This is a genomic window from Rhizobium sp. BR 314 (assembly GCF_047445805.1).
GTDB lineage: Bacteria > Pseudomonadota > Alphaproteobacteria > Rhizobiales > Rhizobiaceae > Rhizobium > Rhizobium lusitanum_B.
In genome coordinates this window covers 37483-63871 of the sequence record NZ_JARWLA010000010.1, presented here as the reverse complement: position 1 = coordinate 63871, position 26389 = coordinate 37483, and the positions used below count along the sequence as shown (strand labels likewise).

The following is a 26389-nucleotide window of genomic DNA, read 5'->3' as shown; positions in this document are numbered from 1 at the left end:
ATTTTGCGACGCATATAAATCCGATCGGGCATTGCGAAAATGCATGGCTTTATTCGCCCATAAGTTTGGCGAACGCTCACGAAATGAGATGTAACGTTATAAATCGCGGATTCTAGGACTTTCTCGTCAGGCGCATGGTGTCACTATCGAAGCTCAGATGGCATGCAGCTGGTAAAAGAAGCGAATTTTGGGCAAGTATGTTTTCAAGGCATGCGTCTTTCGCATTGCTGCATTGCGCAATCAATCATTTATCAATCGGTAAAATCTGCTAAAACATAAGCATCGAAACGGCGATCTCCTCCTCCCAATGCCGTTCGATATGGATCGGCAACTCTCCTCCTCCCAGTTGCTGATCAGGTTTAAAGCCCGACGCATCCTCCTCCCGCGTCGGGCTTTTTATTTTTCCGATCTTTCCGAAAAATCAGTCAGACAGTGCTTTGCCTCGAAGCGCAGAAAAACTCTGCCTTCTTGTTTTTGCGCATTCCGGACGGAAAATCGCCGCGCATTTTTCCTGAGAATGCTTTATTGCGCCGCGCGCAAGGCTGTCGAGCTGAGCGCCGAGCGCGGCCCGTGAATGAAGGTCCAGGCTGGTGCGCGCTTCTTCCAGAGCACGCGGGCGTCGTCTTCGTCGACGCGGGCATAGTGGAAGGTTTTGGCCATCTTGGCCGAGAGATAGGAGAGTGTCGATCCTGGCCGGTCGATGACGGCGATCGGGAAGGTGCGGGCGATTTCCTGCCACTTCTGCCAGCGATGGAATGTGTTCAGGCTGTCGGCGCCCATGATCCAGATGAAATGCACATGCTTGTTGCGCGCCTTCACATGCGCGAGCGTATTGGCCGTATAGCTCATGCCCAGCCTCTGCTCGAAGGCCGTCACCTTGATGCGCGGATCGTGAAGCATCTGTTCGCTGAGCGCGATACGCTCGGCAAGCGGCGCCAGATGATTGCGGCTCTTCAGCGGGTTGCCTGGCGTCACCATCCACCAGAGCTGGTCGAGGCCGAGCCGGCGCAAAGCGATCTCGGCCACGAGCGCATGGCCGCGATGCGGCGGGTTAAAGGAGCCGCCGAAAAGACCGACCACCATGCCGCGCTCGGCATGGGGCATGCGCAGATAGCGTTGATCGACCTCTTCCGTCAGCACGTCAGGGCCGTATCTGTCCGGTGCCGCGCACGCGATATTTGAAAGAGGTGAGTTGTTCAACGCCAACAGGCCCGCGGGCATGCATCTTGCCGGTGGCGATGCCGATTTCCGCGCCCATGCCGAATTCGCCGCCATCGGCAAATTGCGTCGAGGCATTGTGCAGCAGAATTGCCGAATCAATCTCGGTAAAGAAGCGTTCGACGACGGCCGGATCCTCGGCAATCACGGCTTCGGTATGGTTCGACGAATATTTGCCGATATGGGCGATTGCACCTGAAATGCCGTCCACCAGCGCGACCGAGATGATCGGCGCCAGATATTCCGTCGACCAGTCCTCTTCCGTTGCCGCCTTTGCATTGGGTTCAAGCTTGAGGACCTCGGCGGAGCCGCGGATTTCGCAGCCTGCGGCGGCAAGTCCGTCAAGCAGCGGCTTCAGATGGGTGGAGGCGACCTTGGAATCGACCAGCAGCGTTTCGGCGGCACCGCATATGCCCGTGCGGCGCATCTTGGCGTTGACGACGATGGATTTCGCCATGTCGAGATCGGCCGAGGCATCGATATAGAGGTGGCAAAGGCCTTCCAGGTGGGCAAAGACCGGTACGCGCGCCTCGGTCTGCACGCGACCGACGAGGCTCTTGCCGCCGCGCGGCACGATGACGTCGATGTTGCCTTCAAGGCCACGCAGCATGGCGCCTACGGCGGCGCGATCGCTGACGGGCACGAGCTGGATTGAATGCTCCGGCAGGCCGGCAGTCTTCAGCCCTTCGACAAGGCACTCATGGATCGCCTGCGAGGAGCGGCGGGAATCGCTGCCGCAGCGCAGGATCACAGCATTGCCGGCCTTCAGGCACAGCGCACCGGCATCGGCCGTTACGTTCGGGCGGCTTTCGAAGATGACACCGATGACGCCGAGCGGCGTGCGGATGCGCTCGATCTTCAACCCGTTCGGTCGATCCCAGGTGGCGATGACTTCGCCCACCGGATCGTTGAGCGCGGCAATGGCGCGAATGCCTTCGGCCATTTCGGCAATGCGCTTATCGTTCAGCGTCAGACGATCGACGAAGGAGGCGAGCATATCCGTGCCCTCGACATCCTTCAGATCCCTAGCGTTTTCAGAGAGGATATGATCCTCATGAGCAAGAATAGCATCCGCCATGGCGTTCAACGCCTTGTTCTTGCTTTCCGTCGAAGCAAAGGCCAACGGTCGCGACGCAGCCCGGGCCTTGCGGCCGATGTCATTCATCAGCGCATCGATGTCGGGGCTTTGTGCGACAGTATCAAGCATGAGCTTCATCCTTCTTCGACTTCTCGGCCTTCGCCTTGACGGACGCGGTCATGACGAGGTCGTCGCGATGCACCATGGCGGCGCGGCCGGCATAGCCGAGGATCGCCTCGATGTCAGCCGATTTGCGGCCGGTGATCTGGCGGGCCTCTTCGGCATCGTAGCCGGCAAGGCCCCGGGCGATTTCGCGGCCGGAGGGTCCGATGACGGCGACTGTATCGCCGCGGCTGAATTGGCCGACGACGCTGCGCACACCGGCAGGCAGCAGGCTCTTGCCGGCACCAAGCGCGGTGACGGCACCGTCGTCGACATGCAATTCGCCGGCCGGTTGCAGCTGCCCGGCAATCCAGGTCTTGCGGGCGGTGACGGGCGTGCCTGACGGTGCAAACCAGGAGGAGCGGGCGCCGCTTTCGATCGCGTTCAGCGGCCGGTCGGTCTTGCCCGAAGCGATGATCATGGCGCAGCCGGCACCGGTTGCGATCTTGCCGGCGTCGATCTTCGTGCGCATGCCGCCGCGCGACAGCTCGGAGGCGGCGCCGCCGGCCATGGCTTCGATTTCGGGCGTGATATCTGGGATCGTATCGAGGAACTTCGCCTGCGGATCGAGGTGCGGCGGGGCGGTATAAAGGCCGTCGATGTCCGACAGCAGTACCAGAAGGTCGGCGCCGGTCATGGTGGCGACGCGCGCGGCGAGGCGATCATTGTCGCCATAGCGGATTTCGCTGGTCGCGACCGTATCGTTCTCGTTGATGATCGGCACCGCACCGATCTTCAGAAGCTGGTTGATGGTAGCGCGGGCGTTCAGGTAGCGGCGGCGCTCTTCGGTGTCGCCGAGCGTAAGCAGGATCTGCCCGGCAACGATATCGTCATACGACAGGCTCTCCGACCAGGCGCGGGCAAGCGAAATCTGGCCCACAGCCGCTGCCGCCTGGCTTTCCTCCAGCTTCAGCGCGCCGGAAGGCAGGTCGAGCACGGAGCGGCCGAGCGCGATGGCGCCCGAGGAAACGACTAGGACATCGATGCCCTTGGCCTTCAATGCGGCGATGTCGGCACACATGCCGTCGAGCCAGGATTTCTTCAAGCCGGTCTTGCGATCGACCAGGAGAGCAGAGCCGATTTTGATGACGATACGGCGGTAACGGTCGAGCGGCTTGCGGGCAGTCATCCCTGCTGGTCCTCGTCTTCATCCTCACCGGTATCGTCGGAGAGATGCATGTCACGGTGCCGCACCTTGGGTGCCTTGGCCGGCTTGTCCGCCTCGCCTGAATTGGCTTCGACGATGACGTCGCGCAGCGCGCGCAGCACTTCGGTCATGCCGCGCCCCGTGATGGCGGAAATCTGGAAGGGCGTCCGGCCGCAGGCGCGGGCCAGCTCGCGCGTCTTCTTCTTCAGCGTTTCCTCGTCGACGACATCGATCTGCGACAGTGCGACGATTTCCGGCTTGTCTGGGATCTCGTTGCCGTAAGCCTCAAGCTCGTGCTTGACGGTCTTGTAGGCCTTACCGACCTTCTCTTCCTGGGCAGAGACCAGATGCAGCAGCACGCGGGTGCGCTCTACATGGCCGAGGAAACGGTCGCCGATGCCGACGCCTTCATGCGCGCCTTCGATCAGACCCGGAATGTCGGCCAGCACGAATTCCTGGCCGTCGATGGTGGCGACGCCGAGATTGGGGTGCAGAGTTGTGAACGGATAATTGGCGATCTTCGGCCGCGCGCGGCTGACAGCGGCAAGGAAGGTCGACTTTCCGGCATTCGGCAGGCCGACGAGGCCGGCATCTGCGATCAGCTTCAGCCGCAGCCAGAGGGTCTTTTCCTCGCCTGGCAGACCGGGATTGGCCCAGTCCGGGGCCTGGTTGACCGAGGATTTGAAATAGGCGTTGCCGAAGCCGCCATTGCCGCCCGGCGCCAGGCGAAAGCGCTGGCCTTCCTGTGTGATATCGCAGATCAGGGTTTCGCCGTCTTCCTCAAAGATCTGCGTGCCGACTGGAACCTTCAGCGTCACGTCGGCACCCTTGGCACCGGCGCGGTTCTTGCCCATGCCGTGCATGCCGATCGTGGCCTTGAAATGCTGCTGATAACGAAAGTCGATCAGCGTGTTGAGGCCGTTGACGGCCTCGACCCACACATCGCCGCCGCGGCCGCCATCGCCGCCGTCCGGGCCGCCGAATTCGATGAATTTCTCGCGCCGGAAGGAGACGCTGCCTGCGCCGCCATCGCCTGAGCGAATATAGACTTTTGCTTCATCGAGAAATTTCATCTTACGTCCGTCACCCGGTGTCGGCGCATATCCCTTCGGATCGAATGGGAGTCGGAAAAGCCTATGCGCTCTTTATCGATTTCCGCCGTCCTTTGTGCATCCGTGAATGCACATCGGCCGGCTGTTTACCCGTCATGTCGCCTTCGATATAGGCGCTTCGGGCTTAGGTCAAAGAATATCGTGCGGTCTTCGTGCCAGAACATGAAGAACAGCGCGATTGATGCTGTGCTATCGCCGGCGAGGCCGGCGATAGCAGGTTTCAAGATGTCATGCCGCCTGCGAGAGCCGCAGCGCACCAGGCTTCAACACGGTTTCGATGTGCGGAACCATGGTGTTGCGGGCAAAGCTGTAGATCTCCGAGCAACCGGTGATTTCGAAGCCGAGCTTCTGCTGCAGCTTGAGGGACGCCGGATTGTCGGCGAAGACGCCGGAATGGATGGCGACTTCGGGCATGCGGCGGGCAAAGCGTTCGAGCGCGGCCTTGACCGCCTCGCTCATGATGCCGTGCCGCCAGTAGAAGCGGTTCAGCCAGTAGCCGAGATGCCAGCGGCCTTGGCGGAGTTCAATGCCGACGCAGCCGATATGGGCATCATCCTGTTCGGTGATGGCCAGTTCCCAATCGATGCCGAGGCTCGAGGTGTGCTCCACCAGCCAGTCCAGCGCATCCTGCCGGTCATAGGGTGCGGGCACCCTCGCCAGCATGCGGGTAACAGCGAAATCGGAAAGCGATTCCGCGATCATGTCGGCGTCGCTCAGCCGGTGCGGGCGCAACGTCAGCCGTCCGGTCTGGATAACCGGCGTCGGGCCTGGCATTAGCATCCTGTCATTGCGGCGGTTGAGGGCGAGCGCGTTCATCTCATGCCTCCCCAGCTGCGCAAGGATATCCAGGTCTTGCGGTCGAGCCTGTACCATTCGACCGGAACGGTGCTGCCGAGCGCGAGCGACGCGGCAAGGCCGGACCCCTGGAACTGGAAGCCGCACTTCTGCACGACCCGTCGCGAGGCAACGTTCATGACCCTGCAGCGGGCATCGATCTGGGCAACGTTCTCACGGGTACGGAAGACCATGTCGACGAGCGCATGGGCGGCTTCCGTCGTATAGCCCTGGTTCCAGTAGGGTTCGCCCAGCCAATAACCGATCTCGACCGTATCCGGATCGGCCGTCGGCTCGACGCCGCAACATCCTAGAAAGGCGCCGTTGTCGGCTTTCGTAATCGCATAGACGCACTTGCCAATCTCGCCAAGCTTCGTGCGTCGCACGAAATCGGCGGCATCATTGGTCGTATACGGGTGCGGCATACGCGATACCATAGTAGCGACATTGGCGTTGTTGGCGAGATGGGCAAGGGCGTCAATGTCTTCTTCGTGGGGCGCGCGCAGAACGAGCCTTTCCGACAGTAAGACAGGGCAATCGGTCCTTAACCGTTCCGGCCTCAGCCGCTCTTCGGGAGACCTCGATTGGCCTTCCCTTAACAATTCGCCTTGCATGGTTCAGTCCTCCTTGGTTGAGGGTAAAGAAAAAGGGGAGATGGCGTCCCATCTCCCCTGTTTTCTGGACTGAACCTGATGCGCTCAGCCGGGTCGATGAGACGCCGGCTGTTTTAGAGCGCTACCGGCTTATTCCGCTGCTTCCGCTTTCGGCATTACAGATACGTACACTCGGCCATTGGCCTTCGTACGGTAGTTCACGTTGCCCGCCGTAAGCGCAAAAATCGTGTGATCCTTGCCGAGGCCAACGTTGGAACCCGGGTGCCACTGCGTGCCGCGCTGACGCACGATAATGTTGCCTGCGATGACGGCTTCGCCGCCGAACTTCTTCACGCCAAGGCGCTTGGATTCGGAATCGCGACCGTTGCGCGAGGAACCGCCAGCTTTTTTGTGTGCCATTGGAGTTCTCCTTTAAACCTTGATCCCGTTACTTACTTGGCAGCCACGATGTCCGTGATGCGGACAACCGTGTGATGCTGGCGATGGCCGCGCGAACGCTTCGAGTTCTGACGACGGCGCTTCTTGAAGGCGATGACCTTCTTGCCGCGGTTGTGCTCGACCACTTCGGCCTTGACGGAAGCGCCCTTGACGAAGGGAGCACCAATCGCAGCGTCGGCGCCTTCGCCGATAACGAGGACTTCGGTGAATTCTACGGTGCCGCCAGCGGTGACTTCGAGCTTCTCGATGGTCAGCACGTCGTTTGCTGCCACTCGGTACTGCTTACCGCCGGTCTTGATGACTGCGAACATTTTTTATCCTTTCATGTTCGTTCCGGCTCTCTCGCCATCGGGGCGAGCGGCCGTCTTTTTATCAGTCGAAATTTAGCAGGGATCCCGGAGGCTTATGCCTTCAAAAAATATCTGCCGGTGAAGCCCTGCGAGAAGCAGGGCAGCAAGGCGCGGACTTATCCACACCTATTGCGCCGCACGGATATATAAGCGTCCCTGATCTGTCAAGGCGAAAGGATGAAAAGCTTTCACATTCGCCCTTGCCATCCTCTCCGACTGTCGCTATGAGACAGCCCGCGCTGAGACACGCGCCGACCAGCATAACCGGAGAGGTGGCAGAGTGGTCGAATGCACCGCACTCGAAATGCGGCATACCTGCAAGGGTATCGTGGGTTCAAATCCCACCCTCTCCGCCATTCTTTAGGCCCTCATTGCCTGAATTGCCAAGCCATTTGCTGCTGAAAGCGGCCGAAGCGCCTTAATTCTCCGGAAAGCGATAGACCACGTCCGCAAATGATCCTGTCGGGAAGACGTAGAAGAATTTCAGATTGGCGGATGATTCGTTGCGGATGCCGTGTTCGGCGTTGCCGGGGATGAAGACTGTCGTGCCTGATTTGACCGTGGTTTCCTGGCCGTCGATCCGGACGATGCCGGTTCCCTCGAAGATGAAATAGATTTCCGATGGGTCGTGCCGATGCGGCTTCAGTTCGCCGCCGGGGGAAAGTTCGGCGATGCCGGCGCTCATGCTGTCGGTGGGGGTGATGTCACTGCTCAAGAGCGTGTGCCAGGAGATGGCACCATGAACGGGATCGTTCCAGCCGTCGCGCTGGCGTTCCTCGGCGGTGGTGATAACTGCTTGCGATCGTTTTGTCATTTTGCCTCAAAACGGTAGGTCAGCAACCGTGCGGAACGGTGTCACAATCGCAGAGAATGTCAATCGGATCTACATCGGGTGATCGAGTGGGCTGCATTTGAAATGCGGCGCATCCGCAAGATATCATCGCTTCAAAACGCGCCTTCCGGCAGTCCGGTAGAGAGGTTGGCACGCGCAATCGTCGATTTTCCATGGCGATCGAAGGGTCAGCGTGCGAGGCCGAACTGAATTTCGACCCTTTGGTAAGAAGCGCCGGGGCCGTTCCAGCCATGATAGACTTCCCGGCTCTCGCCCGAAAAGATGTGACGGGACATTTCGATTTCGGCGACCAAGGGGGCATAGCCCTGGGTAAAGAGGGTCCGCAGCGACCCCTGATGCATCTTGCTTGCCACAATGATCGGCTCCAGATGGTGAAGCTCCATGGCGCCGTCATAGCCTTCTGGTTTTTCTACCGGGCGGCATATTTCCCAATCGAAGAATGTCTTACCGTTTCTCGGCAGGTTGTGGGAGACAAAGAGCCATGGGCCGGCGGCCTTTAGCCTGGAATCGGCGATCTGCTTTTCGAATTGCGGGGCATATTCAAGAGCGGCCTGTTTGATATCGGGAATGCGCAGGCGTTTCCTGGCGCGCAGGACCCACAGATCAGGCGTTTCCTTGATTTCCATCGCATATTCCTTCGCTGTGCCGGATGAAGACTGGGATGGGGTAGGTCGCTAAAAGGATGTCTGCAAATCGAAAAAGGGAACGAGCTGCCAAAAGTGGAAGGAAATGACGTCTTCTGGAGAAATTTATACCTTTTCCGCGCGATCTGCAGGAGTTTGAGGTCGATATCCCTTCCGAATCCCGTTCTGTCGCGGGATGGGAGATTTCGCCGTGGAATTTGGCGGTGGTCATATCGCGGCGCCATTTGCCGATCGACGCGCGCCAGCATATTCCAGTTGCGGTATGGGAAGGCATTCGAACCGATGATCCATCAACTCCTGTCGATCATCGCGCGGCCGCTCGTTAGGTCCGTTACCATTTGCAGGATGTCGTCGGCGTTCGCCGTGGGAATGTTCAGGGTCAGCACGGCGCCGGTGGAGATGAATTGCTCTGCCGTTATGGAGGTGCCTGGCGAGGCAGCAAGCCGGGCTTTCAGCAGGGCGAGATCGGAGAACTGCACCTCTATGCCGACAGAGGTCATGGGCACGATTTTGATCTTCTCTGCAGCCTGAAGACAGAGGGCGGCGGTGCCGCCATAGGCTCTGATCAGCCCGCCGCTGCCGAGCAGGACGCCGCCGAACCAGCGAGTGACCACGACGACAACGCAGTCCAGCTCTTGCCCGTCGATCGCTTGCAGAATGGGCTTGCCTGCCGTGCCGCTCGGCTCCCCGTCATCGTTGAACCGATAGTTCTGGCCCATCCGCCATGCCCAGCAATTGTGGTTGGCGTCAGCAGCCGAATGTTCGGCAATGAAGTCCTTCGCGGCCTGCTCGTCCGCCACGGGGCCAGCTATCGCGAGAAAGCGGCTGCGTTTGATCTCCTGGGAATGGCTGCTGGCGGTCGTGAGCGTAAACATGAACCGCTCTTAGCGCAGAAATATCAATTTTCCGACAGGGTTCATTCGAACGATGGTTTGACCGGGCGTGTCGAGGAGGGGTTTGCAGACCGTTAGCCGGCAAATTATAACTGAGCTTGCTACTCGGCCACAAGGCCGCTGCGGCGCAGAAGAGCGAGGAAAGCGAGCGGAATGAGTGTGGTAATGATGATCGTCACGAAGGCCATGGCCATGCCGAGGCCGATGGAGCCCTGCTCGAACTGCCGCCAGATGAAGGTGGCGATAGTCTGCATGCCGACGGGTGCCAGCACGATGGAGGCCACGAGCTCGCGCGATGCCAGCGCGAAGACGAGAAGCATGGCGGATGCGAGGCTCGGTAACACCAACGGTAGGAGAATGCGGCGGAAGACCGTCAGCGTGCCGGCGCCGGCAACGCGGGCGGCGGCCTCGAGATTGTCGCCGATCTGCTGAAAAGCGGCCGAAGAGTAGCGCGCCGTCTGCGGCAGGAGAATGCAGCAGTAGGCGAGCAGCAGGATGATGGCGGTATTATAGGGTGTAAAGGGCAGGCCGGGCATGTTCCAGACAAGGATGAGGCCAACGGCGACGACGATGCCGGGCAGGGCATTGGGCAGTACGGTCATGACGTCGATCAGCAGGCGGCCGCGCATCTTCGTCTTGACGACGGCATAGGCCGATGTGACGCCGATGAGGCCTGTCACGACAGCGGTGCCGATGCCAAGCGCCAGGCTGTTGCCGAGCGCGCCGAGTGCGCCGGCGCTGTTGCCGAAGACGGCCACGAAATTGTCGACGCCGAGATTGCCGACGACGAGGCCGCGCGAGATCGTCTTCGACAGCGCGGTGGCGAGGATCGACAGCATAGGCACGCCCGTCGCGAGGAACGAGACGGTGCCGAAGGCCAGTAGGACCGGCGCCGTCATTGCGCCGAGGGGCCGTTTATCCTTGTTCTGCGGCTTGCCGCTCACCGTCTGGTAGGAGCGTCGCGACAGGATCCAGCGCTGGATGAGGAATGCGATCAGCGAGATGATGACGAGGGTCAGCGACAGGATGGCGGCGCCCGGCAGGTCGATCGGCCAGTCACCGATGCGGGTGTCGATGCCGGTGACGAGAACCTGGAAGCCTGCGCGGCGGCCAAGCGCTGCGGGCGTACCATATTCCTCGATGGCGGCGGCGAAGACGAGCAGCAGGCTTGCGGCAAGGCCGGGGGCGGATAGCGGCAGCGTGATGCGCCAGAAGGCGCGTGCCGGCGAGGCACCGAAGACGCGACCGACATCGGCATAGCGGGCGCCGACGGCCTCAACCGTGCGCGAGACGGCGAAATAGACGACCGGAAAGGTATTGAAGGTCATGATCACGGTCATGCCCGTCGGCGAGAACAGGGTAGAGGCGAGATTGAAACCCGCAAGCTGCTCCAGATAGCCGCGTGGTTGCAGCGTCATGATCCAGCCGAGCGTGGCGATATAGGGCGGGATCATGAAGGGGGTGAGCAGAAGCACATCCCACAGCGGCGCGAAGGGAATGCGGTAAAGCGCGCGCAACACGCCGAGGGGAACGGCGACGAGGGCCGAGGCGAGAACGACGGCACAACCGAGAATGACCGTGTTCGCGGTCATGCCGAGAAGCGCTTCATCGGCCAGTGTCTTGCCGATGGCCGAAAAGGGCGCTGCAAACGAGCCTTGCCCCAGCGAGGGAAAGATGGCCTGCAGCACGACGGCGGCGAAAGGAAAGGCGACGATGATGATCAGCCCAAGGCCTGCGAGCCACGCTGCCGGCATCGGAGCGCCTGTTCCCTTCGTCTTCATCGTATAAAGCCCTACTTGCTGCCGAACAGATCGCCGACCTGCTTCAGGATTTCCTTGCGCTTGCCGTAGACGGCGTTGAGGTCGTAATCGAGCAGCTTGAGATCGCTGACGAGGGGACGCGAGGCCGGTATGTCGGAGCGGGCTGGCATCAGGAAGGTGCCGGCAACGAGCTTCTGGCCTGCATCCGACAGCATGTAGTCGACGAATTTCTTGGCTTCGTCCTGATGCTTCGACCAGTTCAGGATCATGACAGGGCGCGGCGCGATGACGGTGCCCGACTGCGGGAAGACGACGTCGATGCTTTCGCCCTTGGCCTTGGCGGCGAAGGTGATGTAGTCGACCGCGCCGAAGACGGCGGCCTTGGCGCCCTGCAGCACCGGGTTCAGCGCTTCGGCATTGGCGCCGGCGATGATGGCGCCGTTGCCCTTGAGTTCCCTAAAGAGCTTATAGTCGTCCTTGCCGCCGAGGGCCGCCGTCAGCTCGAAGGAGGAGCCGGACTGGGCAGGATCGGGAATATTGACGAGATCCTTGAACTCGGGCTTGGCGAGATCGGCCCATTCCTTCGGCTGAGACGTGCCGCTCTTGGTGTTCCAGGCAATGCCGAGCGCCGAGACGCCCTGGGCAACTGCCGTATCGTTCTTCAGGAATGCCGGAACCTTTTCGGCATTCGGGCTGGTGTAGGAGACGAGCCAGCCGCGCTTGGCGAAATCGGTTGCGGTATCCCAGGATGCGGAGATCAGCACGTCGACGACGGGGTTGGCGGCTTCGGCCTCGATGCGTGCCATGACCTTGCCGGTCGTCGCCTGAAAGACATTCACCTTGATGCCGCTCTGGGCGGTGAAGCCGGCGGAAAGCTTGTCGATGAGGTTCTGCGGGCCGGCGGTGTAGACGGTGATATCGGCATGGGCGACACCTGCCAGAAGGGTGGTTGACAGCGCAAAAATGGCAATTGTTTTCAGCGATTTAAACATGACTTCCTCGTTATGGCTTCGTGATGTTCCTGCTAGAGCCTTTTCGCTTTCTCCGAAATCCGGAAAGGCTCTATCTCTTTGTTTTTACGCAACTCCTGGCGCAAAACCGCTGCGCACTTTCGCTGGAGTTGCTCTAGAACCACAGGATGCTGTCGGCATCGACCGAAAGACCGATCTGTTCGCCCGGCCGGATCCTAATCGGGCTCAAAACCTGCAGTTCGACGCCCGTCGTGCCGTGCGGTGCGGCGGTGACCAGGTGACCGTCGCCCCGGAAATGCGAACGCAAGGCCGTCGCCGGCAGGCTTGGCCAGGTGCTTTCGCCGATCGAGATGGCGCGCGTCGGAATGAGGATTCTGGCCTTTTCCTGTCCAGGGCGCGCTGCGCCCGACAGAACGTGCGGGCTTCCGGCCAGCCGCCAGCCATTGTCGTGCCATTCCAGATGCGCCGTGCTGCCGAGCCGCAGGAATTCGGCGACTTCAGGCGAAGCCGGGTTTTCGATCAGGATATCCGGCGAGGCGAGCTGGGCTATCTCGCCCGACCGCATGATGGCGACCTCGTCTGCGAGCGTCAGGGCTTCGCTGTGATCGTGCGTGACATAGATTGCCGTCAGTCCGAGCGTGGCTATCAGCTCGGCAAGCTCACCGACCATGTTTTCGCGCAGTTCGCGATCGAGGTTGGAGAGCGGCTCGTCGAACAGGATGAGCTGCGGCTCGGCGACGATCGCGCGGGCGATCGCGACGCGCTGCTGCTGGCCGCCGGAAAGATCGCTCGGGCGTCGTTGCGCGAGCGGCGCGAGGCCGACGCGTTCCAGCGCCCGCATCGTGCGCTGCTCGCGTTCGGCCTTCGAGACACCGCGCATTTCGAGCGGAAAGGAGACATTGCCGCCAACCGTCAGATGCGGCCAAAGCGCATAGTCCTGAAAGACCATGCCGAGATTGCGCTTTTCCGGTGGTACGAAGGTGTTCGATGCTGCATCGGCAACCACTTGGCCGGAAATAGCTATCTGGCCCTTCGCTGGTGCAAGTAGGCCGGCAACCAGGCGGAGCAGAGTCGTCTTGCCGCACCCGGAAGGGCCGAGCAGCGCCAGCGTTCGTCCTTTGGCGAGCGAAAGATCGATACCGCGCAGAACGGCCGTCTTATCGTAATGAAGTTCCAATCCCGATGCCGAAACGGCGGTCTGGATCCGGTTCGTGTCACTTGTCATTTAAAAATCAGCGTTTCTAAAACTACAAGCCTGAGTAGAGGCGGCACATGACAGCTGCATGACATTGGTGTGACGAATTTACTGTGGGACGTTCCCGTAGTCCGGCATCCAACTGAGCTACATAGTTCGGCCGTTATCGAACTATTCCCTGCGTCCGCAGGATTACATTGCGATTCCAAAAGGAGAATTTGCAATGTTGACGAACGCAGCCGAATCCAAGCCAAGCGAACATGAACGGGAACACATCGTCATCAAGCCGAGTGTGCTCTATGTCGGGACACCCGTTGCGCTGATCACGAGCCTCAACGCCGACGGCACGACAAACATCTCGCCCATGTCTTCGGCCTGGGCACAATTCGACCGCATGATTCTCGGCCTGACAGCCACGAGCAAGGGACGGGAAAACGCTATGCGCGAACGGCAGCTGGTGTTGAACTTCCCCTCTCCGGATCTTTGGCCGAAGATCGAGGCTCTTGCTCCGACGACAGGACGCAATCCCGTTCCCGCGCATAAGGAAAAGATCGGCTATCGTTTCGAGGCCGACAAGTTTGATGTATCGGGCTTTACGCCGCAGGCGTCCGAGCTTGTCCGTCCGTTGCGCATAGCCGAATGCCCGATTCAACTCGAAGCGGAGGTCGTCGCTTCGCACGCTCCCGGTGGCGAGTGGCCCGCGGAACGGCAGGAGGGCTTCTGGATCATCGAGACGAAGGTGATCCGCATTCACGCGCATCGGGACATTGTCATCCCGGGCACGAACCACATCGACACCAGCCGATGGAGCCCGCTGCTTTATGTATTCCGGCACTATTTCGGCACTGGCCAGGATCTCGGGCGCACGTTTAAAGCCGAAGCATGACGCGCCTGCGGCCACCTGCTCGGATCGTTCCTGCCGGCCTTGTGGCGCCAGCGGGTTATTTCGTGGTTTCGGCGCCGCGGATCAGCAAATCGAGGCCGCGCTCGAAAAATGCCTCGTGCCCATTCGCACGATAATGCGCGATCGCCTGGGTAAGATTCGGATGGCTTTCAGCCGCGATGTCCAGATCTGATCGTTCCGAAGCGTCTGTCGCATCGGCCTGTTCTTCCAGAACGCAGCCCACCACATAGCGACCGATCGCGATCTGCAGCTCCAGCGCCTGACCCGGCGTAAAGCCTGCCTCGCACAGGCAGCCGAGCTGGATCTCGATCGTGTCGAGATCCGAGGGATCGGCCTCCGTTCCCGCATGGACGCGGGCGCCGTCGCGCCATGTGAGCAAGGCGGAACGGAAGCTGCGAGCGTTGGCGCGCAGAAAATCCTGCCAGGTCTCGCCGGCAAGGGGAGTGCGGCGCGTATGGCTTCGCTTCAGCATCTCGATATTCATCGCCGCCAGCAGGTTCTGCTTGCCCTTGAAATGCCAGTAGAGTGCCGGTTGCTGCACGCCGAGGCGCTGCGCGATCAGCCGCGTCGACAGTCCGTCGATGCCCACTTCGTTCAATATGGTCAGTGCCGTGTCGACGATCTGGGCCTGGTCGATTTTCATCGCATCTCCAATTGACAGCTTCAGAAACGTAATTTATCAGCGATAAACTTCCTTATCAATGATAAGTTTGCGCTATGAACAAGATGCTTTTGACCATTCTCTCCGTTGTCGTTCTCGATGCCGCCGGCACGGGCCTTGTGATGCCAATCCTGCCGGAACTCCTGCGCTGCGTGGCGCATACGCCCGATCTCGGCTGGCGGTACGGCGCGTTCCTCTCGCTTTATGCCGCGCTGCAGTTTCTCGCCGCCCCCGTCCTCGGAACATTGAGCGACCGTTATGGGCGTAGGCCTGTGTTGCTAATCTCGCTGGCGGGCGGGATGATCGACTACGCCTTCATGGCATGGGCACCTGACTTCTGGTGGCTGTTCCTCGGGCGTGCCGTTGCCGGTCTGACGGCGGCAAACGCATCCGTCGCTGCGGCGTGCCTTACCGACATCACCCCCGAGGAGAAGCGCACCCGCGTCTTCGGGTTACTCAGCGCCTGTTTCGGCATCGGTTTCATTCTCGGGCCTGTGATCGGCGGCGTGCTCGGCACGGTTTCCGTTCGTGCGCCCTTCGTGGCGGCGGGGCTGCTTGTCATGGCGAATTTCATTCTGGCGCTCGCGATTCTGCCGGAAACGCGCAGCGCGAGACCGGAATGCCTCGATCCGGCCGCTTTCCATCCGCTGGCGCCCCTGCGTTGGATCGGTGCGTTTCCGGCACTGCTGCCGCTGCTTTTGATGTCAATCATCCTTAGCATGGTCGGCGAAATCGGCGGAACCGTCTGGGTGCTCTATGGACAGGACAAGTTCGCCTGGGACACCGCGACCGTTGGCCTCTCGCTTGCCGGTTTCGGTCTCTTCCACGCGCTCGCCCAGGCCTTTGTCGCCGGTCCCTTGAGTGAGCGCTGGAGCGAGCGGCGAGCGCTCATCGTTGCGATCGTTTGCGATAGCGCCGCCTATATCGCTATCGCCTTCGCCACGCGCGGCTTCATCGCCTTTCTTCTCTTTCCGCTGTTCTGCCTCGGCGGTATCGGTCAGCCGGCGTTGCTGTCCATGATGACGCAGCGCGTGGGTGCGGACGAGCAGGGACGTCTGCAAGGCGTATTGGGCAGCTTGACGAGCCTTGCATCCGTCATCGCGCCGCTCGCCATCAGCGAGATCTACTTCGCATCCAGGTCCATCTTCCCTGGCCTTGTCTGGGTTCTCGGTGCTCTGCTTTATCTTGCCTGCATGCCGATGTTGTTCGCGACGCGGAGGAAAACGGCCGACGCGTGAGTTTGGAAGCCTTGCGGATCGGGGTACGGCATTTCACGTGAAACGCCAGACCTCCGTCACAAGGAGGAGGCCCGACACAGAAAAGCGGGCCGAGTGGCCCGCCCTTTGGCAGCGTCACAGTGGAAGCAGGGTTGCACCGTGCCCTCCCAAGTCAATTCTCGGAATCGTCCGAATCGGGATCCTTGGCCTTGACGAACAGGCTCTTCAGGCCGCTCGTCTTTGCCTTGGCCGCTGCCTTGTTGGTTTTCAGCGCGCGCGTGGCGGCTTTGGCCTGTTCCAGCATCATCTCGATCTGAATCTGCTGGATTTCGGTAAGGCGCTCCCATTGGCGGTTGAGGAGATGGTCGACCTTTTCGTGCAGGTGGCGAATTTCCAGCTCGGCCTTCAGGTTCACCTTGTAGTCGTTGAGTGCGTGCAGGCGGTCCTTCTCTTCCTGGCGTCGCTGGCTCATCATGATGACGGGCGCTTGCAGTGCAGCGATCGTCGATAGGACGAGATTCAAGAGGATGAACGGATAGGCATCGAATGCCTCTTTCTCGCCAATGATGACGTTAACGGCCATCCAGACCCCGAGAAACAGACAGAACGAGATGATGAAGGTCCAGCTGCCGCCAAAGGTGGCGACGGCATCGGCCATACGGTCGCCGATGGAGCGGTTGTCTTCGTAGTCTTCTTCGATATTCTCGGCGAGCGTATCATGCGTCTTCAGGCTCTCGACCACCTCGTCTTCGAGGTTGGAAAGCTCGCCTCGCTCGACCGTCAGAAGTTGGGCGATATACTGGGCGCGATAGTCGTCCATGACCTTGCGGCTGACATAGTCGTCGGCGCGAAGCTCGGGATGCTTCAGCCGCATGAAATCCGCCAGGGATGGGCGGAGGTCATCGACGTGCACCGCATCCTTCTTCTTCAGCGTCTGGCCGGTAATGGCATCGACGAGCTTGACAGACTTGGCCTTCGCCCGGGCAAGGCTTTTGGTATAATCGTCCATCTCCACGATGGTCGCGGCTTCGCCCTCGCCGGCATCGAAATCGACTATTCCTTCGGTGGGATCAAGCGTCTTGGTATCTGTCATAAAGGGGGGCCTCTTCCATGTCTTCCCGCTCATTTAGCCAACAATGCCAACAGGAATGTGACTGTTACAAGACTGTCAAATCGAAGTCGCCATCAAGCGTTCCCGCGCGCTTTCGTTGTCGCCGTTCCGTTTGAAGCCGCCGGATATCCTATAATGCCACTGTCCTAATTAACGGCAAATGGGATGTGTCGTTCCCGCATAGTTTTTGGACCGCGTCGTCTTTTCGCACACTACGGCAACTGCACGATGATTTCCCTGCCGCTGCAAAAGCACCGCGTGTCGGCGCCGAAATTTTCTGCCGTTCGAATCAAATTTATGATTTTCCACCCTCTTGACCGAAGGCGGCCGACTTCTATTTGCTGCGCTGCACAGCACATTCGCTGTCGCGAATAAATGCGGAAGTCTCAATGATTTAATAACAACGGGGTGTTGGGCCTGTTGCCGAAAACTGCACATGTGCGGAGAGGATAACTATGCACAATTCCCCAACAGCAGACCTGGAGTCCGTTGCTCGAGGAGGCGGGCGCTTCAAGCGCATGGCCGTCAGGATACCCACCTATCTCACAGATCTCCGGGAAAATCCGGCCTGGTTGCCGATGTTCCTGTTGGCGCGAACGCTGCCGTTTCGGCGCATGCACTGGTTTGCCACCCGACAGCGCGTCAAGCTTGCCGCTTCCGGTGCATCGATGTTTGCAGGTGTCGATCGCAAGGATGTCGTTGACGCCCTGCGATCGGACGGGATCTTTCCCGGCCTGACGCTGCCCGATCATATCCACCGTCAAATCGCGGAATTCGCGCTTACCACAAGCTGCTTCGGCAATTTCAGCCGCAAGCTCGAATTCGTCGCCGGAGACCATCGGGAAGCGGAAGCGCGTTTCGAACGCCCGATCCTCAGCGGCCACTTCTTCGAGCGCTCGCTGGATTGCGATGCCGTCATGGCGGTGCAGCGCGACCCGCTGCTGATCGATGTCGCCAGGCAATATCTCGGCGGACAGGCCAAGGTGATCACCACCCGCATCTGGTGGAGCTTTCCGACGCAGGCTTCGGAAGCAGACAGAAGCCTGGCTTCGCTGGACAAATATCATTTCGATCTCGACGACTGGCGAATGCTGAAGTTCTTCTTCAACCTGGTCGATGTGGACGAGGGTACCGGCCCGCACGTCTTTATCAAAGGAAGCCACAAACGTCGCCAGGTACGGCATCAGCTGACTTTGCTCGTCGGGCACCCGGCAAACGAGGTGCTCGATTATTATGGAGAGGCGAATGCGCTGACGCTGACCGGCAAGGCCGGATCTGGCTTCGTCGAAGATCCCTTCGGCTTCCACATGGGCACGGTTCCCACGCAAAGACCGCGCCTCATGATGGAAGTCGGCTTCGGCGTTTCGAAACCGTCCCGCCGCCGCTTTCATGGGGAGCCCGTCTTGCGGTAGACGCCTTCGCGCGCCCCAACCATCCGTTTGCTTCGATATCACACCGCCCGGCCAAACCGCCGGGCGATGAAATGATCGAGCGCGATCCGACCCGGGCCGCCTGCGATGATCACCAGGAAACACGTGGCCCATGTCCCATGCGTGGGCCATGCATCCGGATAGACGAATATCTCGATCACCAGCGTCATGCCTAGCAGCGCCAGCGCAGAGAGCCGGCTCGCGAAGCCGATGACGAGCAGAAAGGGAAAGAAGTGCTCGCTGAAAGCGGCGATGTGTGCGGCGAACCACGGATCGACGAAGGGCAGCTTATATTCCGTCTGGAACAGATAAACGGCATTGTCGCTCACATGCCAGCCCTCCACCTTAGTTTGACCCGACTGCCAGAAGACGGCGGCGATCGACAGCCGCGCTATCAGCGCGATCAGATCATGCGGGATGCGGTCGAGAAGCCTCAAGGCGCTGTAGAGCCTCTGAGGCACGGTTTCGCGTTCGGCCGTGGCGGCCGTCATCATTCGGTCTTGCATGTCGGTTCTCCCTGGCGCTCAGCAAATGCCTGTGAAGGCGCCGGCGGCGAGCGCGCCGGCAAGATTGGCGGACAAGTCGAAATCTGCGGCCTCGGTAAGCGCGGTCTCGAATGCGCTCGCCAGATCGATGCCGGCTAACAGCCCGTCAAGAAAGACCGCGCCACCCGGCGGCAGCCTATGTACTTTCACCGTCATTTGCGGACGGGTGACGAGCGCATCTTCGGCTATCCAATCGTCGATCTCCCCGAGCTCCATCTCGCCGGCGTTCATCGCCCAGATACTCACTACCGGATGGGCGGATCGAATGATCCAAGCGGAGGGGTGCGGGACAAACCGTAACCTTTCCAAGCGCTCCGGCTCGATCGTCGCCAGTAAGCTGGCATCGAGCGGTACGGCGTCAGCGGCGTGATAGGCTCTGCCTCGCGCCGCCTCGAGCCTGAGGACGTCGGGCAGATAAGGAACCTCGCGGGCAGGCTCGAAACGCTCGACGAAATCGGCGAAGTCATCGCCGTAAGCCAGCAGCAACGGCGATTGCGGTGGATGCAGGCGGATGAATTCATGCGCCATACCAGCGAAAAATTCCTCGCCGACAATTCTTTCGGCCGCAGGGAAGCGCGAGGCGAGGGCACCGATCAGCCCGACGGCGACATTGTTGCGATAGACGCCGAAACGTCGCTCCGGCCTTGGACCGTTCCATGCCGCCAGCCCTTCGGGGACAGCCAGATCGAGGTCCACGAGTGCGGCGGCGAATGCGGCCTGGGTGACAAGTGACATGGCTCCTCCTCACGCCGCCCGGCGTTCAGCGGCGCGATGCAGGATGGCGCCGGCTGCTTCGGCTTCGGCCCGAAGAACCGGCCATTCGGGCACGTCACTGTCCCATTCGACCAGGCTGGCGATCGGGCCTGCGCGAGCGATCAGTTCCTCATAGAGTTCCCATACGGGATCCTTGACCGCCGTATCGTGGCTGTCGATCAGGAGCCGCGCGCCGGCATCGTCAGTGGTTTCCGAATGGCCGCTCAGATGGATTTCACGCACCCATTGGACCGGAAAGCGCTTGAGATAGTCGTGCGGATCCAGCCTGTGATTGGTGGCGGCAACGAAGACATTGTTGACATCCAGCAGCAGGCCGCAGCCGGTACGACCAACGACTTCGGCCAGAAACTCCGTTTCCTCGATCGTGCTCTCTTCGAAGAGCAGATAAGTAGCCGGATTCTCGAGCAGCATCTGGCGGCCGAGCAGCGTCTGTACCTGATCTATATGATTGCAGACCTGAGCCAACGTCGCCTCTGTATAGGGCAGGGGTAGCAGATCATTGAGAAAAGTGGTGTCGTGGGTCGACCAGGCGAGGTGCTCTGAAAAGCTCTCGGGCTCGTAGCGGTCGCAGACGATCTTCAGACGGGCAAGGTGGTCGGCATTGAGCGGCTGCATCGAGCCGATAGAAAGGCCGACGCCATGGATCGATAAGGCATAATCCTGCCGCAGCTTGCTTAGCTGGGCATGTGGCGGGCCGCCGGCGCCCATGTAGTTTTCGGCATGGACTTCGAGGAAGCCGATCGGCTGGCTGGTGGCATCGATCGCAGCGAAATGTTCCGGCTTGAAGCCGACGCCTGCACGGCGGGGAAGTTCTGACGGTTTCATGGCAGGCCTCCGTTCGGATAGACTCGATCGTGGAAGGAGGGCGGCGCGGGGACCATACGCCGCCCTGCGTCAACGGATTTAATCAGACAGGTGCCGGACCTTGCATCAGCGTGCCATGGCCGTTCGGCGTCTTGATCGCTTCGCAGGTTCCTGCCGGAACGAGCTTCCACGAATTGCGCTGATAATCGATCTTCGATGTGCCGGCGCAGGTCGTGCCGGGGCCGGCGGCGCAATCATTCTGACCCTTAAGCGCAATGCCGTAGCATTTTTCCTTGGCGTCGGCGGCTGAGGCGGTGGTGACGCCGGCGGCCAATGTGACGGCTGTTGCGACCGATGCGGCCAAGGCGACTGCGGAAATCCTGCTCATGATAAATTCCTTACATCAGCTGATTGATCGACGATCGGGCTTGAAATCAGGCCGGGGTCAGCGAGCCGTGGCCCTTCGGGGTCTTAATGGAGGTGCAGGTGCCGGCCGGAACCAGCTTGAAGGACATCTTATCATAGCTCATGGTCGATTTACCGGCGCAATCATGCTTGCCGGCTGCGCAATCGTTTTGGCCCTTCAGCGCAACGCCGTAGCATTTTTCCTTGGAGTCGGCTGCCGATGCCGGGACAGCGATGGACGCAAGAGCCGATGCGATCGAGCCTGCAATAGCCAGGGTGATGATGCTGTTCTTCATGGATCTGTCTCCTAGATGGATGCGAGCCGTCATTGGCTTGCATCGGGGTCTACGGAGGTGGCGCGGGTGATGTTACAGCCCGCGCCGAAAAAATTTTCCGATCTCTAGATATTCTGTGCCGGCTATGTGTCCCGACCGATCTGACAGCTGATCGGCCGTCTCGGTGCGGAAGCCGAAAAGACTTGAAAAAGAAGGACCGTTGCCGGTAACGAAATGCTGCGGTCCTGCGTAGAGGAGATATCGGGTGGGCCATTCGGCGCGCGAAGAGGAATGGGCAGTCTGGATGCGCGCCGCCATTGGCGGCGATGGGCAGGCATACCATCGCTTCCTGTCTGCGGTAACGCCGCATCTGCGCGCCATGGCGCGCCGGCGTTGCGACCAGTTCGGTGCGCCGCCGAGCGAGGCCGAGGACGTGGTTCAGGAAGTGCTGCTTGCCATCCACCTGAAGCGCGGAACCTGGGACCCGGCGCGGCCGATCGGACCTTGGCTGTCGACGATCGTCCGCAACAAGCTGATCGACAGCCTGAGACGGCGCGGACGGCATGCGAATGTGCCGATCGACGATGTGATCGATGTTCTCGAAGCAGAAGAGCATGTCGATTCCTTGGATCGGCTTGATGTCGACCGCATGTTGGAGCAGTTGAAAGACCCGCAAAAGACGATCGTGCGTTCGATTTCCGTCGAGGGAACGAGCGTACGGGAGACGGCGGATCGGCTGAAGATGACGGAAGGGGCGGTGCGCGTGGCGCTGCATCGCGCGCTGAAAGTGCTTGCGGCCTTATATCGGAGTGAGACCAGTGAAAACCGATGACCTTATCCATCTTCTGGCGCAGGATGCGCCGGTCCGCACGCGGATCGGCAAGGCCCTGACCATGGCGGTCATCGCGGGCATTCTGATCGCCGGCGGCCTCTTCTTCGCTATGATCGGTTTTCGCGCCGATATCGACACCGCGATGGAAACGGTTCGCTTCCTGTTCAAATTCGTCGTGACGATCGCGCTAGCCGTGACGGCCTGCGCCGTCGTCTTCCGCATAGGGCGGCCCGGGGCATCGCTGCGTTTGTGGGGCTGGCTGCTTCTGGCGGCACCGATCCTCTTGCTTGCCGCCGTTGTCGCCGAACTGGCCGTCATGCCGGCGGACAGCTGGAGCACGCGGATGATCGGGCACAATGCCCGCTTTTGCCTGACACTGATACCGCTGCTGTCGATCGGCCCGCTCGCCTGCTTCCTGTTCGCGTTGCGCCAGGGGGCGCCGGAGCGGCCGGGTGTCGCCGGAGCCGTTGCAGGCCTTGCCGCCAGCGGCATCGCCGCGACGTTCTATGCCTCCAATTGCACCGACGACAGCCCGCTCTTCGTGTTGCTCTGGTATCCGATCGCGATCGCGATCGTGACGGGCATCGGCTATGTCCTCGGCAGGCGCCTTCTGCGCTGGTAAGCTGCCTTTTGGCTTACGACGGCCAAGAATAAGCGGCCGCTTGCCGGCCCCGGATGTCCGCGATATTCGGAAACCCCGCTGCCGACGCACGGAAAGAGGGGGCTCTCGTCTCAGGTTTTCAAAAAATCGCACTGGCATGCGTTAAAGTGTTTGCATCCTCGGCAAATTCGATTATAGAGGCGCAACCTTCGCCGCGAACACAAAATTGCTTCGTAGCCGTTGGGGAATAGTTCAATGGTAGAACGACGGACTCTGACTCCGTTAATCTTGGTTCGAGTCCAGGTTCCCCAGCCAATTCTCTCTAAATCCCCTTAATTCCTTGATTTTCCAGTCGTGCCGGATATCGTTTTGGCATCATTGGCGACCTGATGCCCAGAACTGTAGCCCACAGGTGATGCCCACGCGAAATTTGCGGCGGCAGCGCCGGTGGCAGACAAGGGCAACAACCTCATGGCGGTCCGCCACGACGTCGAGAACCTTATTCGCCGCGGCAACATCTTCTACTGGCACGCACGTGTTCCCGCTTCTTTCGCACGGTGCCAGCCGGGCAGCCGGCTTTCACTGAGCCTTCATTGTTCCGATCATAAAAAGGCCCAGGCGATCGGCAGAAAGCTCAACACGCTTATGGCCGAACTGAAGATGAAATCGAAGGAACCAATGTCGAAGGCCCAGCTTCAGAAGCTTTGCGAACACGAAAGAGACGTGATGCTCCTGCGTCTCGAAGACGTCTCGATCGTCGCAAGACGCTATGGCCGTCCGGCTGATATCGAGGAACTGAAGCTCGATCTGGAGAATGGTTGGGCATACAAGCTACTCGCCATGTTTGGTATCCGCCAGAAGCCGACGCTGCGGGATGGCTGCAGCGAATTGAGGTACCTCCTCAAAAGCGGGGTTCCCGCCCCAAATGCCTTTGCGATCAGATCGAACTATCTTGAACTGCATCATGAGGCGAACACCCGTGGCTTCCAGGATGGAATTCGAATGCTGATCAACACCCGGTACAAACCGTGTTGCTCCATGCTTGCATATTGGGTGCAATTTGCTTGCAAAGCCACTGCCTGCGAATTAAGGCTTTTCTCAAATTAGTCGATATATAGCGCTTCATGATCGCTTTAGGGAAGTATGGAAATCGGTCTGTGCCCCGAGTGAATGATACGCGGGATGTCCGCGTGGAGTCGTATTGGGTTCCGGAAAATATGGTGCCTGCGCTTATAAGGCCTAGGCAATCTTGGACCATGGTATCCGGCAAAGGGAGACAGTTTCCTTAGGTCCGGGCGAGGCGCAGAATTGAGGGATGAGACTTCGATGGAAGTGGTCGCAGGAAAGGGCTTTGTCAGGCAGCATTCAATGAAAAATAAGACACCTGTAGCTTTCTTCGCCTATAATCGCCCCCAGCATACGGAACGGGCGTTACTAGCTCTCTCGAAATCTCGACGCCTTGAGGATTGCGATTTCTATTTTTTCTCCGACGCAGCAAAATCCGAGGCTGCGCGCGCGAAGGTGGCTGAAACACGTGAAGTCCTTCGCTACTGGGCACAGGTGCTGAATGCTACAGTGCTTGAGCGTGAGGCGAACATCGGTCTTGCTCGTTCGATTTCGAGCGGTGTCAGTGATCTGTGTTTGCGCTACGGTCGTGCAGTTGTAATAGAGGATGATTTAATTGTAAGCCCTGATTTTCTACATTTTATGATAGAATCTCTTGATCGTTATGAAGACGAGCCGAGTGTCGTTCAGGTGGGGGGGTTTACGATTAATCCTCCGGAAGATCCGGTCGGGGATGCCTTTCTGTTACCCGTGACCACGACGTGGGGCTGGGCGACCTGGCAGCGAGCCTGGGAGGGGTTCAGTCTCGATCTGCCCGATCTGGATGCGGCGCGAGGTGATGGCGAGTGGATGCGCCTCTTCAATTTCGACGGCAGTTCTGCCTACACGGTGATGCTGGAAGACCGGATTGCCGGGCGTAACGATTCCTGGGGGATTCTCTGGTGGTTTGCCGTGTCGCGCAAGCGAGGGCTTGTTGTCTATCCGTCGAGAAGTCTTGTTTGGAATGGCGGTTTCGACGGATCCGGCGTACATTGCGGTAGTGACGATTTTCTCGGGCAGGGCGATGTTGCGCTTTACGTCGGGTCGGCCCTGCCGGAGCGCCTCTCCTTTCCTGCGCAAGCGACCTTCGAGGAGAGCCATTTCAGACAGCTCAAGGATTTCTTCTGGAGAACGCAAACCCCGGCGGCCCTTTCCCCTATGCATGCAACAGGGGTGGTTGCGTCCATGAAGACATTTGCTCGTAGGGTACATAGGAAACTTTTTAATGCGTTTTCTTAACAAGCTCAAACGACAAGCACTTGGGTGGCTGGCGCGAGAACTTGATCGCGAGCGCAGACGTGCCCGCGGCGCTGAAGCCTGCGTGCTGGGTGCCGGCTCTTCATTAACGCCAGAAGCCGAGGTGAATAATTTTTCGGGCGGCCCGGAGACGATAACTGTTGGATCCAATTCCTTCGTTCGGGGAAGATTGGTAACTTACGGCCATGGCGGCAGTATCTCCATTGGCGATTGGTGCTATGTCGGTCATAGAACCGAAATCTGGTCCATGGATTCGATCAAGATCGGCAATCGCGTTTTAATCGCCCATGACGTGAACATCCATGACGGAACTGCACACTCGACAAATATTGTGGAACGGCACAAACATTTTCGCGACATTATAACTAGCGGTCATCCAAAAGAGCATTCACAGCTACCGGGAATTGTTTCCGAGGAAATTGTGATTGAAGATGATGTTTGGATCAGTTTCGGCGTGACGATATTGCGTGGCGTTCGAATTGGCAAAGGCAGTGTAATTGCCGCTGGAGCGATCGTCACAAAGGATGTTCCACCAGGAGTTGTATATAGATGCGAAGTATCGCCCGTAGTCTCGCCGCTAAAGTTCTACGACCAATAATAAATTTCGCGCGTGAAACCCAATCTCGCGATGCTAGCATTAATCCATCCAACGCCACTAGCAATGGAACAGTTCTCCTCGGCTATGTGCTGGATGTACGAGCCGGCGAAATGGATGGGCGAGTGAAAATCGGATCCAACTCGGTTTTAAGTTGCAGGGTTGTATTAGAGAATGCCCAAGGCCATGTCGTGATTGGCAATGATACGTTTATCGGCGGCTCGATGCTCATTTGCGCGACAGGTATCGAAGTTGGCAACAATGTGCTGATCTCTTGGGGATGCACGATAGTTGATCATGACTCTCATTCTCTTGACTGGAGGGAAAGATCAAAAGATGTAGCTGACTGGCGTGAAGGACTTGCATCTGGCGGCCTAACACAAGCAGCTCAGCTGAAAAATTGGAATGTTGTCGAAAAGCGCCCCATCGTTATTCGCGACAAAGCGTGGCTTGGTATGAATGTGACCGTACTTAAAGGCGTAACAATAGGCGAAGGCGCAGTTGTTGCTGCAGGATCGGTTGTTACAAAAGATGTTCCCGATTGGGCCCTTGTTGCCGGAAATCCAGCTCGACAAATCAGGGAGCTGGACAGGAGGTAAGTTAAC

The 26389-nt window shown here is 59.5% G+C and carries 30 protein-coding genes and 2 tRNA genes; 11 read left to right on the top strand and 21 right to left on the bottom strand.

Translation table 11 applies throughout. The features are described from left to right. Nucleotides 1–522: 522 nt before the first annotated feature. The 8 genes from QD461_RS15395 to rplU all read right to left on the bottom strand — a co-directional run bounded on the left by QD461_RS15395 (nucleotide 523) and on the right by rplU (nucleotide 6914). Nucleotides 523–1104 carry a nicotinate-nucleotide adenylyltransferase gene (locus QD461_RS15395; protein ID WP_246806311.1) on the bottom strand — a complete coding sequence of 194 codons (582 nt, stop codon included), beginning with the start codon at nucleotides 1102–1104 and terminating at the stop codon, nucleotides 523–525. A gap of 37 nt (nucleotides 1105–1141) precedes the next feature. Continuing rightward, nucleotides 1142–2425 carry a glutamate-5-semialdehyde dehydrogenase gene (locus tag QD461_RS15390; protein WP_414088494.1) on the bottom strand — a complete coding sequence of 428 codons (1284 nt, stop codon included), beginning with the start codon at nucleotides 2423–2425 and terminating at the stop codon, nucleotides 1142–1144. Next, nucleotides 2418–3587 (bottom strand): glutamate 5-kinase, encoded by a 1170-nt coding sequence (gene proB / locus QD461_RS15385; protein ID WP_414088493.1) that lies wholly within the window; start codon nucleotides 3585–3587, stop codon nucleotides 2418–2420. Before proB ends, QD461_RS15390 begins: the two co-directional genes overlap by 8 nt. Continuing rightward, the gene (gene obgE, locus QD461_RS15380) at nucleotides 3584–4678 is read right to left on the bottom strand and encodes a GTPase ObgE (RefSeq protein WP_414088492.1); all 1095 of its coding nucleotides are present in this window, start codon (nucleotides 4676–4678) and stop codon (nucleotides 3584–3586) included. Before obgE ends, proB begins: the two co-directional genes overlap by 4 nt. A 267-nt stretch (nucleotides 4679–4945) precedes the next feature. Next, the gene (locus tag QD461_RS15375) at nucleotides 4946–5533 is read right to left on the bottom strand and encodes a GNAT family N-acetyltransferase (protein ID WP_414088491.1); all 588 of its coding nucleotides are present in this window, start codon (nucleotides 5531–5533) and stop codon (nucleotides 4946–4948) included. Continuing rightward, nucleotides 5530–6165, bottom strand: a complete 636-nt coding sequence (locus QD461_RS15370) for a GNAT family N-acetyltransferase (protein WP_184704804.1) — start codon at nucleotides 6163–6165, stop codon at nucleotides 5530–5532. The genes QD461_RS15375 and QD461_RS15370 overlap by 4 nt, the downstream gene beginning before the upstream one ends. Before the next feature lie 129 nt (nucleotides 6166–6294). Beyond that, nucleotides 6295–6564 carry a 50S ribosomal protein L27 gene (gene rpmA, locus QD461_RS15365; protein WP_004127267.1) on the bottom strand — a complete coding sequence of 90 codons (270 nt, stop codon included), beginning with the start codon at nucleotides 6562–6564 and terminating at the stop codon, nucleotides 6295–6297. 32 nt (nucleotides 6565–6596) lie between these two features. Then, nucleotides 6597–6914: a 50S ribosomal protein L21 gene (rplU, locus tag QD461_RS15360; protein WP_004127263.1), complete on the bottom strand. Its 318-nt coding sequence runs from the start codon at nucleotides 6912–6914 to the stop codon at nucleotides 6597–6599. A gap of 305 nt (nucleotides 6915–7219) precedes the next feature. Here rplU and QD461_RS15355 point away from each other — a divergent pair. Continuing rightward, nucleotides 7220–7309 (top strand) — tRNA-Ser (locus QD461_RS15355). 62 nt (nucleotides 7310–7371) lie between these two features. Here the strand turns inward: QD461_RS15355 and QD461_RS15350 are convergent. From QD461_RS15350 to QD461_RS15325, 6 genes are all read right to left on the bottom strand, one after another. Beyond that, nucleotides 7372–7767 carry a cupin domain-containing protein gene (locus QD461_RS15350; protein WP_414088489.1) on the bottom strand — a complete coding sequence of 132 codons (396 nt, stop codon included), beginning with the start codon at nucleotides 7765–7767 and terminating at the stop codon, nucleotides 7372–7374. Between the two features lie 206 nt (nucleotides 7768–7973). Next, nucleotides 7974–8432 carry a hypothetical protein gene (locus QD461_RS15345; protein ID WP_414088488.1) on the bottom strand — a complete coding sequence of 153 codons (459 nt, stop codon included), beginning with the start codon at nucleotides 8430–8432 and terminating at the stop codon, nucleotides 7974–7976. A 308-nt stretch (nucleotides 8433–8740) separates the two neighbouring features. Next, entirely contained in the window at nucleotides 8741–9325 is a 585-nt protein-coding gene (locus QD461_RS15340) for an IMPACT family protein (RefSeq protein ID WP_414088487.1), read from the bottom strand. 119 nt (nucleotides 9326–9444) lie between these two features. Next, a complete protein-coding gene (locus tag QD461_RS15335; protein WP_414088486.1) occupies nucleotides 9445–11124 on the bottom strand; it encodes an ABC transporter permease in 1680 nt (559 codons plus the stop codon). A gap of 11 nt (nucleotides 11125–11135) precedes the next feature. Then, nucleotides 11136–12095, bottom strand: coding sequence for an ABC transporter substrate-binding protein (locus tag QD461_RS15330; RefSeq protein ID WP_414088485.1), 960 nt, complete (start codon nucleotides 12093–12095; stop codon nucleotides 11136–11138). A gap of 133 nt (nucleotides 12096–12228) precedes the next feature. Beyond that, nucleotides 12229–13299, bottom strand: a complete 1071-nt coding sequence (locus tag QD461_RS15325) for an ABC transporter ATP-binding protein (RefSeq protein WP_414088484.1) — start codon at nucleotides 13297–13299, stop codon at nucleotides 12229–12231. Nucleotides 13300–13492: 193 nt separating this feature from the next. Here QD461_RS15325 and QD461_RS15320 point away from each other — a divergent pair, with 193 nt between their 5' ends. Next, a complete protein-coding gene (locus tag QD461_RS15320) occupies nucleotides 13493–14155 on the top strand; it encodes a flavin reductase family protein (protein WP_414088483.1) in 663 nt (220 codons plus the stop codon). A gap of 55 nt (nucleotides 14156–14210) precedes the next feature. Here the strand turns inward: QD461_RS15320 and tetR are convergent, their stop codons facing one another. After that, entirely contained in the window at nucleotides 14211–14816 is a 606-nt protein-coding gene (tetR, locus tag QD461_RS15315; RefSeq protein ID WP_414088482.1) for a tetracycline resistance transcriptional repressor TetR, read from the bottom strand. A gap of 74 nt (nucleotides 14817–14890) precedes the next feature. Here tetR and QD461_RS15310 point away from each other — a divergent pair, with 74 nt between their 5' ends. Continuing rightward, a complete protein-coding gene (locus QD461_RS15310) occupies nucleotides 14891–16072 on the top strand; it encodes a TCR/Tet family MFS transporter (RefSeq protein WP_414088481.1) in 1182 nt (393 codons plus the stop codon). Nucleotides 16073–16223: 151 nt separating this feature from the next. On the opposite strand, the gene QD461_RS15305 is transcribed toward QD461_RS15310, so the two are convergent. After that, nucleotides 16224–17144 carry a DUF1003 domain-containing protein gene (locus QD461_RS15305; protein ID WP_184704784.1) on the bottom strand — a complete coding sequence of 307 codons (921 nt, stop codon included), beginning with the start codon at nucleotides 17142–17144 and terminating at the stop codon, nucleotides 16224–16226. Nucleotides 17145–17617: 473 nt separating this feature from the next. Here QD461_RS15305 and QD461_RS15300 point away from each other — a divergent pair, with 473 nt between their 5' ends. Beyond that, nucleotides 17618–18574 carry a phytanoyl-CoA dioxygenase family protein gene (locus QD461_RS15300; protein WP_414088480.1) on the top strand — a complete coding sequence of 319 codons (957 nt, stop codon included), beginning with the start codon at nucleotides 17618–17620 and terminating at the stop codon, nucleotides 18572–18574. Between the two features lie 38 nt (nucleotides 18575–18612). Here QD461_RS15300 and QD461_RS15295 read toward each other — a convergent pair whose 3' ends face one another. The 5 genes from QD461_RS15295 to QD461_RS15275 all read right to left on the bottom strand — a co-directional run bounded on the left by QD461_RS15295 (nucleotide 18613) and on the right by QD461_RS15275 (nucleotide 21416). Continuing rightward, nucleotides 18613–19098 (bottom strand): DoxX family protein, encoded by a 486-nt coding sequence (locus QD461_RS15295; RefSeq protein ID WP_414088479.1) that lies wholly within the window; start codon nucleotides 19096–19098, stop codon nucleotides 18613–18615. A gap of 18 nt (nucleotides 19099–19116) precedes the next feature. Next, nucleotides 19117–19872, bottom strand: a complete 756-nt coding sequence (locus QD461_RS15290) for a DUF2063 domain-containing protein (protein ID WP_414088478.1) — start codon at nucleotides 19870–19872, stop codon at nucleotides 19117–19119. Nucleotides 19873–19881: 9 nt separating this feature from the next. Further along, nucleotides 19882–20736: a DUF692 domain-containing protein gene (locus QD461_RS15285; protein WP_414088477.1), complete on the bottom strand. Its 855-nt coding sequence runs from the start codon at nucleotides 20734–20736 to the stop codon at nucleotides 19882–19884. Between the two features lie 82 nt (nucleotides 20737–20818). Then, nucleotides 20819–21103 (bottom strand): DUF2282 domain-containing protein, encoded by a 285-nt coding sequence (locus tag QD461_RS15280; RefSeq protein ID WP_414088476.1) that lies wholly within the window; start codon nucleotides 21101–21103, stop codon nucleotides 20819–20821. A gap of 46 nt (nucleotides 21104–21149) precedes the next feature. Beyond that, a complete protein-coding gene (locus tag QD461_RS15275) occupies nucleotides 21150–21416 on the bottom strand; it encodes a DUF2282 domain-containing protein (protein WP_414088475.1) in 267 nt (88 codons plus the stop codon). Nucleotides 21417–21660: 244 nt separating this feature from the next. Between QD461_RS15275 and QD461_RS15270 the strand changes: the two genes are divergently transcribed. The 7 genes from QD461_RS15270 (at nucleotide 21661) to QD461_RS15240 (ending at nucleotide 26383) form a co-directional block, all read left to right on the top strand. After that, nucleotides 21661–22227 (top strand): sigma-70 family RNA polymerase sigma factor, encoded by a 567-nt coding sequence (locus tag QD461_RS15270; protein ID WP_414088474.1) that lies wholly within the window; start codon nucleotides 21661–21663, stop codon nucleotides 22225–22227. After that, nucleotides 22214–22849 (top strand): NrsF family protein, encoded by a 636-nt coding sequence (locus QD461_RS15265; RefSeq protein ID WP_414088473.1) that lies wholly within the window; start codon nucleotides 22214–22216, stop codon nucleotides 22847–22849. The genes QD461_RS15270 and QD461_RS15265 overlap by 14 nt, the downstream gene beginning before the upstream one ends. A 220-nt stretch (nucleotides 22850–23069) precedes the next feature. After that, nucleotides 23070–23143: transfer RNA gene (locus QD461_RS15260), tRNA-Gln, on the top strand. Between the two features lie 132 nt (nucleotides 23144–23275). After that, nucleotides 23276–23935 carry a hypothetical protein gene (locus QD461_RS15255; protein ID WP_414088472.1) on the top strand — a complete coding sequence of 220 codons (660 nt, stop codon included), beginning with the start codon at nucleotides 23276–23278 and terminating at the stop codon, nucleotides 23933–23935. Between the two features lie 219 nt (nucleotides 23936–24154). Next, complete coding sequence (locus tag QD461_RS15250) at nucleotides 24155–25171, top strand: hemolysin activation protein (protein ID WP_414088471.1); 1017 nt, start codon at nucleotides 24155–24157, stop codon at nucleotides 25169–25171. Then, nucleotides 25158–25787 (top strand): acyltransferase, encoded by a 630-nt coding sequence (locus QD461_RS15245; protein ID WP_414088470.1) that lies wholly within the window; start codon nucleotides 25158–25160, stop codon nucleotides 25785–25787. The genes QD461_RS15250 and QD461_RS15245 overlap by 14 nt, the downstream gene beginning before the upstream one ends. After that, nucleotides 25739–26383, top strand: coding sequence for an acyltransferase (locus tag QD461_RS15240; protein ID WP_414088469.1), 645 nt, complete (start codon nucleotides 25739–25741; stop codon nucleotides 26381–26383). The genes QD461_RS15245 and QD461_RS15240 overlap by 49 nt, the downstream gene beginning before the upstream one ends. Nucleotides 26384–26389: the final 6 nt, after the last annotated feature.

Excerpts from the sequence above, each read along its gene's own strand:
- QD461_RS15285 (WP_414088477.1), bottom strand. The coding sequence starts at position 20,736 with ATGAAACCGTCAGAACTTCCCCGCCGTGCAGGCGTCGGCTTCAAGCCG.
- QD461_RS15370 (WP_184704804.1), bottom strand. The coding sequence starts at position 6,165 with ATGCAAGGCGAATTGTTAAGGGAAGGCCAATCGAGGTCTCCCGAAGAG.
- QD461_RS15300 (WP_414088480.1), top strand. The coding sequence starts at position 17,618 with ATGCACAATTCCCCAACAGCAGACCTGGAGTCCGTTGCTCGAGGAGGC.
- QD461_RS15345 (WP_414088488.1), bottom strand. The coding sequence starts at position 8,432 with ATGGAAATCAAGGAAACGCCTGATCTGTGGGTCCTGCGCGCCAGGAAA.
- obgE (WP_414088492.1), bottom strand. The coding sequence starts at position 4,678 with ATGAAATTTCTCGATGAAGCAAAAGTCTATATTCGCTCAGGCGATGGC.
- QD461_RS15290 (WP_414088478.1), bottom strand. The coding sequence starts at position 19,872 with ATGTCACTTGTCACCCAGGCCGCATTCGCCGCCGCACTCGTGGACCTC.
- QD461_RS15395 (WP_246806311.1), bottom strand. The coding sequence starts at position 1,104 with ATGCCCCATGCCGAGCGCGGCATGGTGGTCGGTCTTTTCGGCGGCTCC.
- QD461_RS15295 (WP_414088479.1), bottom strand. The coding sequence starts at position 19,098 with ATGCAAGACCGAATGATGACGGCCGCCACGGCCGAACGCGAAACCGTG.
- proB (WP_414088493.1), bottom strand. The coding sequence starts at position 3,587 with ATGACTGCCCGCAAGCCGCTCGACCGTTACCGCCGTATCGTCATCAAA.
- QD461_RS15240 (WP_414088469.1), top strand. The coding sequence starts at position 25,739 with ATGCGAAGTATCGCCCGTAGTCTCGCCGCTAAAGTTCTACGACCAATA.
- QD461_RS15245 (WP_414088470.1), top strand. The coding sequence starts at position 25,158 with ATGCGTTTTCTTAACAAGCTCAAACGACAAGCACTTGGGTGGCTGGCG.
- QD461_RS15335 (WP_414088486.1), bottom strand. The coding sequence starts at position 11,124 with ATGAAGACGAAGGGAACAGGCGCTCCGATGCCGGCAGCGTGGCTCGCA.
- rplU (WP_004127263.1), bottom strand. The coding sequence starts at position 6,914 with ATGTTCGCAGTCATCAAGACCGGCGGTAAGCAGTACCGAGTGGCAGCA.
- rpmA (WP_004127267.1), bottom strand. The coding sequence starts at position 6,564 with ATGGCACACAAAAAAGCTGGCGGTTCCTCGCGCAACGGTCGCGATTCC.
- QD461_RS15330 (WP_414088485.1), bottom strand. The coding sequence starts at position 12,095 with ATGTTTAAATCGCTGAAAACAATTGCCATTTTTGCGCTGTCAACCACC.
- QD461_RS15390 (WP_414088494.1), bottom strand. The coding sequence starts at position 2,425 with ATGCTTGATACTGTCGCACAAAGCCCCGACATCGATGCGCTGATGAAT.
- QD461_RS15250 (WP_414088471.1), top strand. The coding sequence starts at position 24,155 with ATGGAAGTGGTCGCAGGAAAGGGCTTTGTCAGGCAGCATTCAATGAAA.
- QD461_RS15325 (WP_414088484.1), bottom strand. The coding sequence starts at position 13,299 with ATGACAAGTGACACGAACCGGATCCAGACCGCCGTTTCGGCATCGGGA.
- QD461_RS15310 (WP_414088481.1), top strand. The coding sequence starts at position 14,891 with ATGAACAAGATGCTTTTGACCATTCTCTCCGTTGTCGTTCTCGATGCC.
- QD461_RS15280 (WP_414088476.1), bottom strand. The coding sequence starts at position 21,103 with ATGAGCAGGATTTCCGCAGTCGCCTTGGCCGCATCGGTCGCAACAGCC.
- QD461_RS15305 (WP_184704784.1), bottom strand. The coding sequence starts at position 17,144 with ATGACAGATACCAAGACGCTTGATCCCACCGAAGGAATAGTCGATTTC.
- QD461_RS15340 (WP_414088487.1), bottom strand. The coding sequence starts at position 9,325 with ATGTTTACGCTCACGACCGCCAGCAGCCATTCCCAGGAGATCAAACGC.
- QD461_RS15350 (WP_414088489.1), bottom strand. The coding sequence starts at position 7,767 with ATGACAAAACGATCGCAAGCAGTTATCACCACCGCCGAGGAACGCCAG.
- QD461_RS15275 (WP_414088475.1), bottom strand. The coding sequence starts at position 21,416 with ATGAAGAACAGCATCATCACCCTGGCTATTGCAGGCTCGATCGCATCG.
- QD461_RS15320 (WP_414088483.1), top strand. The coding sequence starts at position 13,493 with ATGTTGACGAACGCAGCCGAATCCAAGCCAAGCGAACATGAACGGGAA.
- tetR (WP_414088482.1), bottom strand. The coding sequence starts at position 14,816 with ATGAAAATCGACCAGGCCCAGATCGTCGACACGGCACTGACCATATTG.
- QD461_RS15375 (WP_414088491.1), bottom strand. The coding sequence starts at position 5,533 with ATGAACGCGCTCGCCCTCAACCGCCGCAATGACAGGATGCTAATGCCA.